General features: G+C 40.7%; 12 protein-coding genes. 8 read left to right on the top strand and 4 right to left on the bottom strand.

The window, feature by feature from the left end; translation table 11 throughout:
• Positions 1–85 precede the first annotated feature (85 nt).
• From FN815_RS09055 to FN815_RS09030, 6 genes are all read left to right on the top strand, one after another.
• Positions 86–679: a DUF6448 family protein gene (locus FN815_RS09055; RefSeq protein WP_142454311.1), complete on the top strand. Its 594-nt coding sequence runs from the start codon at positions 86–88 to the stop codon at positions 677–679.
• Positions 680–815: 136 nt separating this feature from the next.
• Positions 816–1,043 carry a heavy-metal-associated domain-containing protein gene (locus FN815_RS09050; protein ID WP_142454310.1) on the top strand — a complete coding sequence of 76 codons (228 nt, stop codon included), beginning with the start codon at positions 816–818 and terminating at the stop codon, positions 1,041–1,043.
• Between the two features lie 71 nt (positions 1,044–1,114).
• Positions 1,115–3,031 (top strand): heavy metal translocating P-type ATPase, encoded by a 1,917-nt coding sequence (locus tag FN815_RS09045; protein WP_142454462.1) that lies wholly within the window; start codon positions 1,115–1,117, stop codon positions 3,029–3,031.
• A 198-nt stretch (positions 3,032–3,229) separates the two neighbouring features.
• Positions 3,230–6,904: a type IIG restriction enzyme/methyltransferase gene (locus tag FN815_RS09040; RefSeq protein WP_142454309.1), complete on the top strand. Its 3,675-nt coding sequence runs from the start codon at positions 3,230–3,232 to the stop codon at positions 6,902–6,904.
• A 42-nt stretch (positions 6,905–6,946) separates the two neighbouring features.
• Positions 6,947–7,726, top strand: coding sequence for an endonuclease NucS domain-containing protein (locus tag FN815_RS09035; RefSeq protein ID WP_142454308.1), 780 nt, complete (start codon positions 6,947–6,949; stop codon positions 7,724–7,726).
• A 236-nt stretch (positions 7,727–7,962) separates the two neighbouring features.
• Positions 7,963–8,352 (top strand): hypothetical protein, encoded by a 390-nt coding sequence (locus FN815_RS09030; RefSeq protein ID WP_142454307.1) that lies wholly within the window; start codon positions 7,963–7,965, stop codon positions 8,350–8,352.
• A 233-nt stretch (positions 8,353–8,585) separates the two neighbouring features.
• On the opposite strand, the gene FN815_RS09025 is transcribed toward FN815_RS09030, so the two are convergent.
• Together FN815_RS09025 and FN815_RS09020 are read right to left on the bottom strand one after the other, a co-directional pair.
• Positions 8,586–8,783 (bottom strand): hypothetical protein, encoded by a 198-nt coding sequence (locus FN815_RS09025; RefSeq protein ID WP_069130090.1) that lies wholly within the window; start codon positions 8,781–8,783, stop codon positions 8,586–8,588.
• Entirely contained in the window at positions 8,780–10,066 is a 1,287-nt protein-coding gene (locus tag FN815_RS09020; RefSeq protein WP_142454306.1) for a hypothetical protein, read from the bottom strand. The genes FN815_RS09025 and FN815_RS09020 overlap by 4 nt, the downstream gene beginning before the upstream one ends.
• Before the next feature lie 278 nt (positions 10,067–10,344).
• On the opposite strand from FN815_RS09020, the gene FN815_RS09015 reads away from it, so the two are divergent.
• A complete protein-coding gene (locus FN815_RS09015; RefSeq protein ID WP_142454305.1) occupies positions 10,345–10,974 on the top strand; it encodes a type IV toxin-antitoxin system AbiEi family antitoxin domain-containing protein in 630 nt (209 codons plus the stop codon).
• On the top strand, positions 10,961–11,740 hold the full coding sequence (locus tag FN815_RS09010; RefSeq protein WP_142454304.1) for a nucleotidyl transferase AbiEii/AbiGii toxin family protein: 780 nt from the start codon (positions 10,961–10,963) through the stop codon (positions 11,738–11,740). The genes FN815_RS09015 and FN815_RS09010 overlap by 14 nt, the downstream gene beginning before the upstream one ends.
• A gap of 475 nt (positions 11,741–12,215) precedes the next feature.
• Here the strand turns inward: FN815_RS09010 and FN815_RS09005 are convergent, their stop codons facing one another.
• On the bottom strand, positions 12,216–13,256 hold the full coding sequence (locus FN815_RS09005) for a BT4734/BF3469 family protein (protein ID WP_142454303.1): 1,041 nt from the start codon (positions 13,254–13,256) through the stop codon (positions 12,216–12,218).
• A gap of 58 nt (positions 13,257–13,314) precedes the next feature.
• Positions 13,315–14,736 carry a DUF3987 domain-containing protein gene (locus tag FN815_RS09000; protein ID WP_185957234.1) on the bottom strand — a complete coding sequence of 474 codons (1,422 nt, stop codon included), beginning with the start codon at positions 14,734–14,736 and terminating at the stop codon, positions 13,315–13,317.
• Positions 14,737–14,777: the final 41 nt, after the last annotated feature.

The following is a 14,777-nucleotide window of genomic DNA, read 5'->3' as shown; positions in this document are numbered from 1 at the left end:
AGTCTGATTGATCTACATCATTTTAGTGCGCACCTCTTACTGTTAGATTGGGGATGAAAATCAAGAACCCCAAAAACTAACAGTTATGAATACTCAAATATCAACATTACTTACACTCCTACTTGTAACCCTCTTTTCATTAACCCCCATCCTCTCGCAGGCTCATTGCGACAGCATGGATGGTCCGGTAGTGCAAGACGCTCAAATCGCTCTTGAAAACGGCGATATCACCCCGGTACTCAAGTGGATCACCGAAGAACAAGAAAGGGAAGTCCAAACTACATTTAGTGAAACTCTGGAAATCAGGGATATGAATGAGAAGGTACGGAAAGTCGCCGATCGCCATTTCCTTGAAACCTTGGTTCGCCTGCATCGCGAATCTGAAGGTGCACCATATACCGGATTAAAGCCAGCCGGCACCGATTTTGGACCTGCCATTCCCGCCGGAGATAATGCCCTTGAAACCGGTTCATTAAAAGAAGTACGAAACCTCATTGTGAAAACCTTTGAAGAAGGACTTCACAAGCATTTTGATGAAATGATTGAAGCCAAAGATTACAATCCTGAAAACATAGAGGCCGGCCGCGAGTTTGTGCACAAATATGTGAAGTTCATGCATTATGTGGAGCCGGTTTATGAAGCAGTTAAAGCTGAAAACGCAACCCCACATAGCCATTGAGGATCTTAAACTCGGAGCACCCGAGGTAAAATCCTCGGGGCGCTCTTCCTTAATTCCGATTTTTCGGGAATAGAGATTACACATATCAATGTTTATTCCAACTGATAATTTCTAATAAAACAAACAATCAATAACCATGAAGACACTAACTAAAACCATCCTAAGAAGTGACGAACTGAATTGCCCCTCTTGCGTGAACAACATCGAATCCAATTTGAACAGCATGGAGGGCATTGAAAAAGCAACCGTGAAATTCAATTCCGGCAAAATCGAAGTAGATCACAACCCGGAATTAGTAACCGAAGATGACCTATTAGCTGCTGTTCAGCAGTCGGGCTATTCGGCTACGGTTTCTCCGTTTTAGATCAACTCAAAGTCAGACCTGTCAGGTTTATGAAACCTGACAGGTCTTTTTTAACCAAAGAATTTAGAATGATGACACTTTTCAGCCAATTTACTTCCATGTTCAAAAACCCAACATCCCGCAAAAAGATACTGCTGATTGTTAGTGGTATATCAATCTTGTCAGGCTGGTTCTTTTTTGGGGTGATGGAGGCTACATTCACTGGCAATGCTTTGATGATTTTAGCGGCTTTAGTTGCCGGTTATGAGATCATCCAAAAAGCTTGGCTGGGACTGAAGAACCGTCAAACCAACATCGAGCTGCTGGTGAGTATTGCGGCCATCGGTGGACTTTTAATTGGGATCTACTGGGAATCGGCGGCCGTCACCTTCCTGTTTTTGCTGGGGGGATGGTTGGAGAGCCGAACTCTTCAGAATACCCGCAAAACCTTGAAAAACCTGGTGGAATTGGTTCCGGAAACAGCAACGATAGTTCGTGAAGATGAAACAGAGACTATCCCGGCGCAAGAAGTAGAAAAAGATATGTTGGTCCAGGTAAAACCCGGAGGCCGAATTCCGGTGGATGGAAAGGTAGAATCGGGGGAAAGTTCGGTGGATGAAAGCGCCATCACCGGGGAATCCATTCCCGTCGACAAAAAGCAGGGCTCGAAGGTATTTGCAGGAACCATCAACCAAAACGGACGCATTTTTGTGCGGGCAGGCAAAGCCGGAGCGGATACTACGCTGGCCAAGATCATCCGCAGGGTGGAGGAAGCCCAGGATGCCAAAGCACCTACACAGCGGTTTATCGAACGTTTTGCTCGCTGGTACACACCCGGTATTGTGGGGTTAAGTGTGATCTCTTTCATCATTACCCAAAATATTGAACTGGCGATTACCTTGTTGGTGATTGGATGTCCGGGAGCATTAGTTATTTCTACGCCCATTTCCGTGATTACCGGAATTGGTCGGGCAGCCAAAGAAGGCATCCTCATTAAGGGAGGAGAATATTTGGAGAATGCCGGAAAGATCTCGGCTTTGGCGTTCGATAAAACCGGAACGCTGACTCAGGGCAAGCCAAAAGTGACTGAAGTATTTAGTCTTCAATCCAAAAAAGTACCTGACGGTTTCGAGAAAGAAGTTGAGTCTGAAATTACTGAAGATGAAGTTTTATATTGGGCCGGTATTGCCGAATCCGGTTCCGAACATCCGTTGGCAAAAGCCATTTTGGAGGAAGCCCGAAACAGGCAAGAAGTCCCTGAGGCGGATTCGTTTCAGTCGTACACCGGATTTGGTGTATCTGCAGGCTATTTGGAAAATGAAATCTTGGTAGGCAATCCATCATTCATGAAAGAAAAGAATATTAGGGTGGATGATGAGGCGCTTCAGCATATCGAAGCACTTTCAGGGAAAGGACGAACGGTGGTGCTGGTAGCAAAAAACGGAGAGTTGATCGGTGGACTTGGCTTGTTTGATACCATCCGCCCCGATGCTCCTTCTGCTATTCGAAAACTTCGTGAAATTGGCATAGAGGAGTTGGTCATGTTAACCGGAGATACTGATTCAACCGCCCAAAGCATTGCTGAAGAAGTGGGCATCAAAACCATTTATTCTCGCATGTTTCCCGAGGACAAACATAAGATCATTGAGCAGCTAAAAGCAGACGGACACCGTGTGGCGATGGTAGGTGATGGCATCAATGATGCACTGGCACTTACCGATGCTGACATCGGCATTGCGATGGGAGCTGCCGGAACCGATGTAGCCATAGAATCGGCCGATATTGCCTTGATGGCAGATGATCTCACCAAAATTCCCGAAGCGCTGAGCATCTCCAAACTCACCCTAAGAAACATCCGCCAAAACGTGGTGATAGCACTCATTACCGTTGCGGCACTGCTTACCGGCGTATTTGCCGGGGAAGTTCACATGGCCGGCGGAATGCTCATTCACGAGCTTTCAGTAATGTTAGTGATCTTGAATGGGATGAGATTAAAGTGGATGAAATGATAGTGTTAAGATGTGGTAGCCTCACCTTTTCACATTGGCATAATGATCTTGATGTTGAATGGCTAGGTTTCTACTTCCTGCAATTAATTCATATACATACACCTTTTAATCCGAGCTTTTTTGAACACACAACTTTCCTTTTCTTAATGGTCCGCTTTCCCTATAATCCATTGTTAATAATAGAGGAAATTATTGCACATGCAGCTACAGACAAAAACAGTTCGGCAGGGGATCAATAAAGCTTTTCTAAAAGAACCGGTAGAGCGACCGGAGTTTGATAATTTTAAGAATGTCTTATCAGGGGTACTGGATCAAATAGATCATGCAGTTGAAGCAGATGAGCATGAAGAACATCTGAAAAACCTTTTGCCACCCTTTTTTAAAGCACTTGGCTTTGATGATCACAAGATCAATACCAGTGGGCGCATTGATTTAGCCATTTATACCGGCACTAAAAAGAATGATCCGGTAGGTGTGCTAATGGAGGTGAAGCGTCCGGGGAATAAAGCGGAGATGATCACCAAGGATAACTTCAACAAAAAAGCTCTGCATGAAGCGGTATTGTATTACCTGGAGCAGCGCATTGAGGAAGGGAACACCGATCTAAAGCATGTCATCATCACCAACATGCACGATTGGTTTATTTTTGATGCACAGGAATTTGAACGCTGTTTCTACAAACCGTCTGTGCTTAGAAAAACGTGGAAAAGCTGGAAGGCCGACCAAAAAGTGTCCTCCAACAATGATTTCATGTACAATGAAATCGCGAAATATATAGACCAACAGGATACGTCTATAACAGGTTTGTACATTCCGCTGGATAAAACCCGGAAATTATTGGGTGGACAAGAAGGCAGCGATTACGAAAAGAAACTCATTCCGCTTTTCAAGCTGTTTACTCCCATTCACCTGCTGAAAGAATCGTTTGCCAATGACAGCAACAGCCTGAACCGGGAATTCTATCGCGAACTGCTATATATCCTTGGGCTGGAAGAGACCACAGAAGGCAACACCCGCTACATTCGTCGGGTAAGCGAAGAGCATCGAAATCCCGGCTCCATGATCGAAAACACTATTCGCATATTGGATGCGGAAGATCATTTGAGTACGCTTAGCGAACCTGTTAAAAATTACGGGGAAGACAAAGATGATCAATTATTCGGTGTAGCCCTGGAACTTTGCATTACGTGGATGAACCGGGTGCTGTTCCTGAAGCTGTTGGAAGCCCAGCTATTCCGCTATCACCGGGGGGACAAGAAATTCAAATTCCTGAACAGTGAAGAATTGGCTGGCTTTGATGCCTTGAATACCCTGTTCTTCCAGGTGCTTGCCCGCAGAACGGAGGAGCGTAGTGAGGCCATAAAGGAGAAATTCGGCCATATCCCGTACCTGAACAGTTCGTTGTTTGATGTCTCGGACCTGGAGCATGATACAACCCGCATTTCCGGTCTAACCGATACCACCATGCCGGTGTACAATCGCAGCGTATTGAATGAGTTGCGAGGGAACGAGCTTTCAACTCTTGATTATCTTTTCCGGTTTCTGGAAGCCTTTGACTTTTCTGCGGAAGGAAAAGAGGAAATCCGAAGCGAACGTAAATCGCTTATTAATGCCTCGGTGCTGGGACTGATCTTTGAAAAGATAAACGGTTATAAGGACGGCTCGTTTTATACGCCGGGATTCATTACCGAATACATGGCACGAGAGACCTTAAGAAAAGCCGTGGTTGATAAATTTATTGAGTACGGAGGGATTGAAAACGGGGAAGAGCTTACTATTTCAGATCTCTATAATCATATTGGCCCGAACCGATCCGTCTCTATTAAAGAGGCTAATGAGATCGTTAATTCCATTACTATTTGTGATCCGGCTGTGGGTTCCGGTCATTTTTTGGTGTCGTGTTTGAATGAGCTGCTGGCCATAAAATCCGATTTGGGGATTTTATGTGATGTGGACGGCAAAGCGTTTCGGGACCTGAACGTGATGGTCGAAAATGATGAGTTAATTGTCAGTTACGGGGATGATGAATTGTTTGAGTATGATGTGTCTCACACCTGGCAGGGACAAACACTGGCTTCTCGAAAAATAGCCTCCGAGCGACAGCGCATACAGCAGGCGCTTTTTCACGAAAAGAGATTCCTGATTGAGAACTGTTTGTTTGGGGTAGATATCAATTCCAATTCAGTGAAAATATGCCGGCTGCGGCTGTGGATCGAACTGCTGAAGCGAGCCTTTTACACGCCAGGAAGCGAGTATTTGGAACTGGAAGTATTGCCCAATATTGATATTAACATTAAGCAGGGTAATTCGCTGGTCAGCCGGTTTGAGTTGGACAGTGATCTGTCTTCGGTGTTCAAGGATAGCGATCATTCGCTGGAGGACTATAAGGAAGCCGTGCGCAATTACAAACACACGGGTGACCGTTCCGAAAAAAAGCGACTTCAGAACCTCATTGGTGAGATTAAGGAAGAATACACCACCACGCTGACCAATATCCGTCCCATTAACAAAAAGCTCTCCAAAGAACGGGGCAGGCTGGAGCTAATGCAAAATGCCGACCTGTTTGGCGAGCAGAAATTCACCAAAAAGGACATTAAAAAGCAGAAAAAGAAAGTAGAAAAACTGGAGGAGCAGAAAGCCGATGAAGAAAGCGGGGCGTTTTATAACCAGGCCTTTGAATGGCGCTTCGAGTTCCCGGAAGTGCTGGATGAAGAGGGCAAATATATTGGCTTTGATGTGGTGATTGGGAATCCGCCTTATTTATCAGGAACAAACGTGCCAGAGCAAAAAGATTACTTACGTTCAAATTTTGAGACTGCTGAATATCAATTAGATCTATATGTTTTCTTCATTGAAAGAGGAGCAAACTTAATTAAACAGAATGCATATATAAGTTTTATTACACCTAATTCATGGTTGAAAAACATGACCATGACAAAATGTAGAAAATTCGTATTAGATAATATTCCCCTTATCTCAGTTAATCCCAATATCTCAAACGCTTTTGAAGAGGCTACAGTAGATACCTTAATATTCTTAGGAAAAAAGTCCAAAGAAGAGAAGTCCTTAAAAGTTTGGCACTTCAAAGAAGAGGAGGTAACTATTAATCATGAAATAAACTCTTTAAGATTTGCAAATAACGAAGGTCTGATATTTAATGTCTTAGTAAGCGAATTTGCTCAAAAGATTTTAGATAAAATTAGGAGTGAGAGCAAAAATATTGAAGAATTGTTTGATATTACAAGAGGGGTAAATCCTTATGATAAATACACAGGGCAGTCCCAACATGTAATAAAGAACAAAGTGTATCATTCCGATCACGCAAAAGATGAAACTTTTGTACCTGAAATTAGAGGTAAACACATTGATTGGTTTGTTACCAAGTGGGACAAAAAACACTTTATAAGTTACGGTGAATGGCTTGCTGCCCCAAGAGATCCTAAATTTTTTACTGGTCAAAGGATAGTGATGAGAGAGATTTTAGGAGATCGGTTTATTTGTACTTTGTTGGAGGATGATATAATAATTGATAGAAGCTTATACATAGCAAAACCAATTAAGAAAGAGGTTGATCCAAAATATGTCTTAGGAATACTTGGATCTAAATTGATGGTTTGGTTTTTCAGGTATGAAAGAAATGAGTTTGACGATTTATTCCCGAAAATAAGAGTAGGTGAATTTAAAACTTTACCTATCAAAGTTTCTAAATCTCAAGAGGAGTTGAGTGATTTAGTCAGTAAAATCCTCGCGGCCAAAAAAGAAAACCCCGAAACCGACACCAGCAAACTGGAAGCCGAAATTGACCAACTGGTGTATGAGCTGTATGGCTTGAGTGAAGAGGAGATTGGGATTGTGGAGGGGAGTGTGGGATGAGATTAAGTAATAACGCAGTAGAAATAATATTCCATATAGGGTATGAAGAATTATAAAACAGTTGATATAAGTGAGACGAAGTTGGAAGATCTTGTAAGAAAGGCTCCACATTTAATTGAAGATGAACTAGAGTTTGTAGATCACCAGTCGTTTACAACAAGGGGCCCATTAGATGTTTTATTTAGAGACGCAGGGAAATCACTTGTAGTAGCCGAACTGAAAGTGACTGAAAATGATTCAATGCTTGATCAAGCGATTGACTATTATGATTATGTGAATCGAAATATAGAAGGGTATGCCAGAGCATATAGTAAGCTTGATATAGATCCATCGCAGGAATTAAGATTAATGTTAATTGCACCAAGTTTTTCCATTCAACTTTTGAATAGAATAAAATGGATTGATATACCAATAACATTAATATCATTTCAAAGTATTCAATTCGAGGGAAGCGATGACATCATATTAATTTATAATGAGGTAAATGCTCCCAGTCTTCCTGAAAGAATTCAATCATATACCCTAGATGAGAGATACAATTACATTAAAGATTCTGAAAGCAGAAAATTGGCAAAATGGGTTGTAGAACAGGTTAAAAGTTGGGACAAAGAAAAAATTAAACCAGAACCACTCAAATATTCTATCTCAATTAAATATGAAGGAAATGTTCTTGCCTATATAGATCCAAGAAGACAAAATTTCAGGCTGGGTACTTACAATCAAGATGGAAAATGGGTAACTACATCTATTGAAAGTAAAACCGATTTTGAAAATTTTATTCCCATTGTTAAGGAATACTACAAGCAGTTAAAATTGAAATAGTGCATTAGCTTAAAAGAATTATCTAATATAGTTATAAGCTAATCACTCTAAGATCTTCACTAGTTGTTTATGTTTTTTATCAAAAAGATACTTCTGTGGTTAACCCTGTTCTAAATTTGTGGAAAAAGAATCTCAATTCCCTTTGGATAATTAAGTACATTCTTATAGATCGTACATATAGCGATTGATTCAGTTACTGGAGCCGGAGGAATTGTAAATAGAAACACAGTAAAAGTTTGACAGACCAAGAAAAAGAATTAGAAGAATACAGAGCAACTGTCCGAAAGATGCGGGATTATGCCCAAGAACAGTTTGACAAACTAATTGTGTACTTATCCAGCGGGGGATTGATTTTGACGTTGGGCTTCGTAAAAGACTTAGTTGATTTGGATGAAGCAGGTTGGAAGTTTCTTATGATAGCTTCGTGGGCGGGATTTGTCATATCATTACTGCTTATCCTATTGTCCCATAAATCAGCCATTAAAGCGGGAACTCTTGAGTTACAAGGAAAACACACCGAAAGTGATGAGCAAGATGAAAGGACGAACCGATTGAATAACTGGTCATTTGGGTTTTTAATTGCAGCAATAACGGTTTTTGTACTATTCTTCACCATTAATCTATAGATCATGGCTAAAAAAACACAACAAACGGTACCAGTAAAGAAAGGAAAAACCAAACCACCTAGACCATCAGCAAGTCAAGGTAAAAAGCCACCTAAAAAATGAGCGATTCAAAGAAAAAGAAAAGCACTACAAAGTATCCGGAAAAGAAAAGAGTTAGGCACAACAGCAAAACAAAGCCTCCGCGTCCGGATGTTACAAAGACAAATCCTCCTAAGAAGGATTAGGTAGGGGGCTTACCCTGTTTTTTTAGGCTGCTGTCGTTTCATCTCCTTTTCAATAATTCTAATCAGCCGGTCAGAAACTTCTTCAGCAAGTTTTTCAGGATTCATCACTTTACGTTCCTCTTGTTCTTGCTCTTTTTTCCGCCACAAGTCAGCGGCTACATGAGGATCAAAGCGACGGCTTGTGTTATCTGTTGGTTGCTCGGTCATTCCAGATAGTTTTTGAAAAAGTGGTGATTAAGTTTCGGATCAAAATAGTGTTTACGTTTTATCCAGATAAATCCATCACCTTTGGTGATAAGGGCTACATCTACCGGACCGCCCACACTTTCTTCTTTAAAAGTAATTCTGCGTTTAAGATACGTTAAGTAAATTAAACTTTCCGCCATTTCTGCGAGGTCTTCCTTTGAGAGGCTTCCAACGGCACTCATCAAAGGGTTTATGTAATTCTCCCGCCGGATCTTGAAGTTTTCATCAATATATTCTTTGACTACTTTCTCTAAATTTAAACCAAGAATGGCATCTGCAAGTTCCTGAGACTGATCCTCTATCGTCTTTGCTACGAGCCGATTATATTTTTGTAGAAATTTCATGAAATTGTCTGTGTAAAAAGAATCCAACTCTGGGTCAATCCCTGAAAGTACAGTATTAATCACATCAGTCTGTGCAAATGGCCGAATAGCGGCACTATTTTTTGAGGAAATTTGGGCCTGATTATCAACGTCAACAAAAGCTCTCAGTTTTTCATCGAGTACAAATGATACATGGACAGGAATCAATTGCGGGTAAATTTCTTTGTCGCCATACCCTACAAAAATCAAACCGGTATAATTGCGATAAAAGTCTTTGGTAGTTGTCTGATAAAAGAGAAATTTCCGCAGTTTCGATTTTAGGCTATCTTTTAGTTCAAGCTCTAACGGGTCAAAAATCCATTGTAAACATTGATCAAAAATATCTTTGGTATAGGCACTAAATGAGCGTTGAGTATAGTTTTTGAAGTCAGTGCATAATTCCCGCCCATTCACATTTTTAGTAAACTTAGTGACCATTTCCGCGAAGCGGTTTAGAAATTTTTCTTTGTTTTCCTCAGTTGGATTTAAAAGTAGATTTCTGTGGTCTTTCAATACTTCCTCAACTAACACGTTCATCCAGAAAATAAAAAAATCAGTCAACTCACCGTCTTCCTCTTCTCTGTCACTGAAAAAATTATTTGAACGCAAGTATTTGAAGAAATCTTCTTGATAGGCTTTAACAGTCTTGAAAGATTTATTTTTTAGCTGATCCCGGTACATTTTAATGATAATTTCCCAAGGGGTTCCCATAAAGGAAGCGGAATTGTAAACCATTACCCCAACCGGGTGATATTTTGACAGAGTAAAAATTTTATTGGCCGTATTAAAAATCTTTCTGTTATCTCTCCTGGAAATAGTAACGGCACTATCAGCAGCTAACGCTACAGCTTGTTTATTAAGAATCCCGATAACCGATGACATAACTTTAGTGTAGTTAATTGAATTGACAATGCGTAAAAGTTAATCGGATATTATAAATAGTCAAATCTTTCAACTTTTATTGCTGGATGTAACTATTAGGGTATTATTTTTGAGTTAAAAAACCCCATCCAACGACTTTGCCTTCAAAATCCTCTCCCGAGAAGCATACCTCGGACTTTGAGGCGCTTTTCCGGGGCTATTCCCAAGTGGAACTTGATCTCGTAGATTTAAAGAGAGATTTTATTTCTAAAAATTGTTATTATTAACAATAAATAGAAATGAAAAATATGACTTATCTTGAGTTCAAAGAAAGTATGCAGAGGTTTCCGGTCTTTTCAGTCCGTGAGATCGAGAAGCATTTCCCAAATTTCGACAATCGCAGGCTGGTAGAGTGGCAGGAGAAAGGCTACATCCAAAAATTACGAAATCGATATTATCGGTTCACAGATTACAAGGTTGATGAAGCTTATCTGTTCTATTGTGCAAATGCCATCTATGGCCCTTCCTATGTGTCGTTGGAATCAGCCTTGTCCGTTTATGGGTTTATACCGGAAGGAGTCTTTCAAATCACTTCATGCACTACGGTAAAGACAAATACCTTTGATACACCGATAGGTAATTTCTCATACCGCAACCTGAAACCGGATCTATTTTTTGGCTATCACCTTCAGCAGTGGGATGACCACCACTATACCATTGCCGGACCTGAAAAAACAATCATTGACTATCTGTACCTGCACAGTGAAATAGAGAGTCCGGCAGAATTTGAAAGTTTGCGATGGAATGCAGCAGAAATTGTAACCCGCATATCCATGGATAAGCTGGATGCCTATGTCAATCATATTGGGTCCAATGCACTACATACCCGAATTAATCACTTAAAAAACTATTTGAATGCTAACGCTTGACGAAATCCAATCCTTTTACCCGGATCAGTTACACCGCTATCCTAAATTTTTATTGAGGGAGTACCTGCAATACAAAATTTTAGAGATCATTTTTGAAAGTCCGTATGCCAAAGGACTATGCTTTCTTGGAGGGACATGTCTTCGAATTGTACATGGGAATCAGCGCTTTTCCGAAGATCTCGATTTTGATAATATTTCATTGAGTGAAGATGACTTTGAAAAAGTAGCCAAGCTCATTGAAAGGGAACTCACCAGAGAAGGATTTGAAACCGAAATGAAAACCGTGATGAAAGGAGCCTGGCACTGTCACATCAAGTTTCCGGGATTACTTTTTGAAAAAGGATTATCGGGCCATAAAGAAGAAAAGATTCTTATTCAATTAGATACCGAGCCACAGCATTTTGACTATGAGCCTGAACGGTTTGTACTAAACCGGTTCGAGGTATTTACCACTATTTTGACCACTCCATTACCGTTACTGATGGCTCAAAAGTTATATGCTATTGTCAACCGCGAAAGGAATAAAGGCAGAGACTTCTTTGATATGGTTTTTCTGATGGGGCGTAACATTCAGCCCGACTACGATTATCTTGAAGATAAAATTTCGGTATCTGATGCCGAGACCTTAAAAGAAGTCGTTCTGGAAAAATGCCAGCAACTGGATATGGAAGAAATGGCCAAAGACGTGGAACCATTTTTATTCAAAGCAACGGATAGAAAAAAAGTGGTTCGCTTTGAAGATTTGGTGAAGCAATACTCATTTTGATTGGCGGTAGTACCGATATCGTTAAAACCGATTACTTTTTATAAATAATGTTTATAAATAGGGGTTATTTATTGAAATCGGTTATTATTTAAAACATTTACTCTGAATAGACCTTTTCACCAAAAGAAAGCTTACGTGAGAGATTGATAACAGCATAATTCTACGGAGTTATATGAGTAAATTGGAATAAAACAGCATTCCTGACAGCCCGATTATTCCAAATAACCTAACTATTTACGAATTAGCCCAATTCTTTTAAATGAATTCCAAAAAGGCCTCAATAATAGCATTAAACAGTGATTTGCATTTCGCGAATCACGAATTATTTCAAGTAATTCTTCTATTCTTTCAAAGAAACCGGCTGTAATCGTTAATTAACGGAATTGGATATGCTGTATAACATCCAATTTAGCCTTTTAAAGAAAAATCACTCTAATAAATCAGTAGATAACTAATCAATTGACCGGCGGTTTTTTTAAAAGGGTAGCACGTTATCCCAATTTTTAGGATAACCACGCTCATCAAAGACTTCACCTGTCCAGGGATTCATTCCGTAAAGTGCAGAATTGATCTGAGGCTTTTCTTTTAAAGAAATTGCGGTGTTGTGGGATAAGGAATCATGTGATACTTTTAAAATTCTGGGATTTTGCAGCCCTTTCTTGAATCCGCTTTCAATGGTTTGATGAATTTCCTTGTCAGACAAGCCAATGAATCGGGCTGAATGTTCTAAAAGATTGCGAACTTCGAATTCATTTAAACAATTTGAGGCAACCAGTGAGGCCAATTGGGCAGAAATTTTAAATAATTGGTTGTTTCGGTTACCATCGGATGATTGTTCTAAGAGTTTTAGTTCACTCTGAAGGGCTACTTCTCCATATCTGGTACCATTGCCACAGAAATCTTTCTGATAATTTCTACTATCATCAAATTCATTTAAATAAACAGGGGAATTGGGTAGTTCTTTAGAAAGTTTTCGATAGGGTATGAAGGATTCTTTTATGATGGCGTCAGGATCATAGCTATAAAACCGGGCATCATTGGGGTTTCTTCCTTTTGAGATATCCAGTTTTATTCCAAATAATTCCAGAAAGTCCTGCTGAATTTCATGAAAGTATTCTGCCTGTTGATCTGGCTTTTCAATTTTGATAAGGGCCCAAACTCCATTTCCCGATACGCTTAGCCCGGAGAATGCCACATTGCGAATGTTGGCGACTTCATCCCGCAGGTGTTCGGCATTGGAGAGGTGTGGATTGTCTTTACCGTCTATATCTAAAGCAATCCATCCGGTTTTGTGAATCACCTGTTCCATTTTGCGACCACCCTCACAAACGGCTCCGACAGTTACCAAAGGCAGGGATTTCTTTAAAAAATCCTGCTTTGTCTCACGATACCGAAGGACCTGTTTGGAATACCTGCATCCATGCTTACAGGCATGGAGCCACTGTATAAGGGAAATGGTCTTTGGTTCAGACTGAAAGTTTTTAAAAATACTGATGGAATTGTTTAGCTCATTCATAGCTACTTAATTACTTAGTTTCTTAATAAGTGGTTTAGGGCTGGGACTTTCTAAGTATTTAAGTAACTAAGTTGCCTTCAGGCTTCAACTTGTACTCGTAGCGGGGTCTGCCACCGGTATCAATGACCAATCTTTCAATAAATCCGGCTTCTACTTCATTATCCAACGCCTTATCGAGCTGTTCTTTATCAAAGTTGGAATAATTCATCAGATCCGTTCGGCTCATCTTTCCGCCTTGCTTTGATAAAAGCTCCCGAATTTTCAATCGGTCAGAATAGGTTCGGTTAAAGATGTAGTTCTTTTGAAGCATGAAGATGATATGCTTGAAGAGCCACTGACACAACAGAATAGCTGCTTTCATGTTCTTCCCGCTAATGGCATAATTATGATTGTCCAGGGTTTGGAAGATCAATGCAAACTTGATGGTATAGACATCGAGGCGGGAGACATAGCCGCCGATATCGGGGATGTGTTGTTCAAGCTCATACGCTTGCTCTTGCTGCTGATGACTCCAGTTGGTGTACAGTTCAGCGGCTTCCATGGTTAGTGAAACCGGACGCCTTGGAAGAGCAGATAGGGCTTCAATTAGAGTACATATTTCGTTGTAAAGTTTTTCATCCGGCTTGACCAATTCCGTTAATGCTTTGAAAGGTTTGGTCCGTTCTTTCATGCAAATCGGCAGAATTCGTTGCAATAAACCGGAGGATCGCTCCATGGCCGTCAAGGTTTTCTGAAAGTTGGAAAGGGTAGTTGCTCCAACAATGCACCAAATGGGGTTTTGAAGCTCTATATCCCCGGCATTCTTTGTATTTCTTCGAATGGAATCTTCCGCATCAAAGATGGAAAGAGCCAAATCTTTTAAACTATTTCGAGGTCTGGTTAACTCATTCCAAAGGGCGGTAAATTCGGTGGGAGTGGAGGTCAGGCTTCCGTTATTCTTCAGGTCTTCCCAGAATGTGAGATCTGAGAAACCATCGGAGCAGTATAAAGTTCGTTTAGCAGGAGACGGTACTTCAAAGGGTTGATTGTGATCCTCGGCATATTCTTTTTCTTCTTGCCAATTCATGACGTTGATTTCATGTTCCTCCTTCCATTTTTTCAAGACTCCTTTAAACGGCTTCTTAGCGATGCTGACCGAAGTGGATTTTCGCAGGGTGGAAGAACCAGCAAAAATAACCGTCCAAATAACCGGATAGACGGTTATGCCTCCAAGTTCGACAAACCGGTTATTTCCAATAAGTGATCCTGCAATCGCCAGGAAAGGAGTCAGTAGAAATTCATCCGGGGCATCAGAAAGAGGTGAGGCGTAGTCGAGATAGTCGGTGACTAAGGGTGGCAGTTCATGTAGAAGTTCCGCGGGCAGTCGGAGGTCTTCCGGGCTGACTAAATTTGCCTGATGTTGGTTAATAGTGATATCGCTAGGTCGTTCAGCGGTGTTTAGATCGAAGTTTTTTGGTATTGATAGTATGGTATTTTTCATTAGAGGCAATTGTTGAAATTTTTGAAATAATCGAGCCCACT

The organism is Gracilimonas mengyeensis, from assembly GCF_900182705.1.
Classification (GTDB): Bacteria; Bacteroidota; Rhodothermia; order Balneolales; family Balneolaceae; genus Gracilimonas; species Gracilimonas mengyeensis.
Note: the sequence above shows the minus strand (reverse complement) of the source record. Positions and strands in the feature narration are given on the sequence as shown.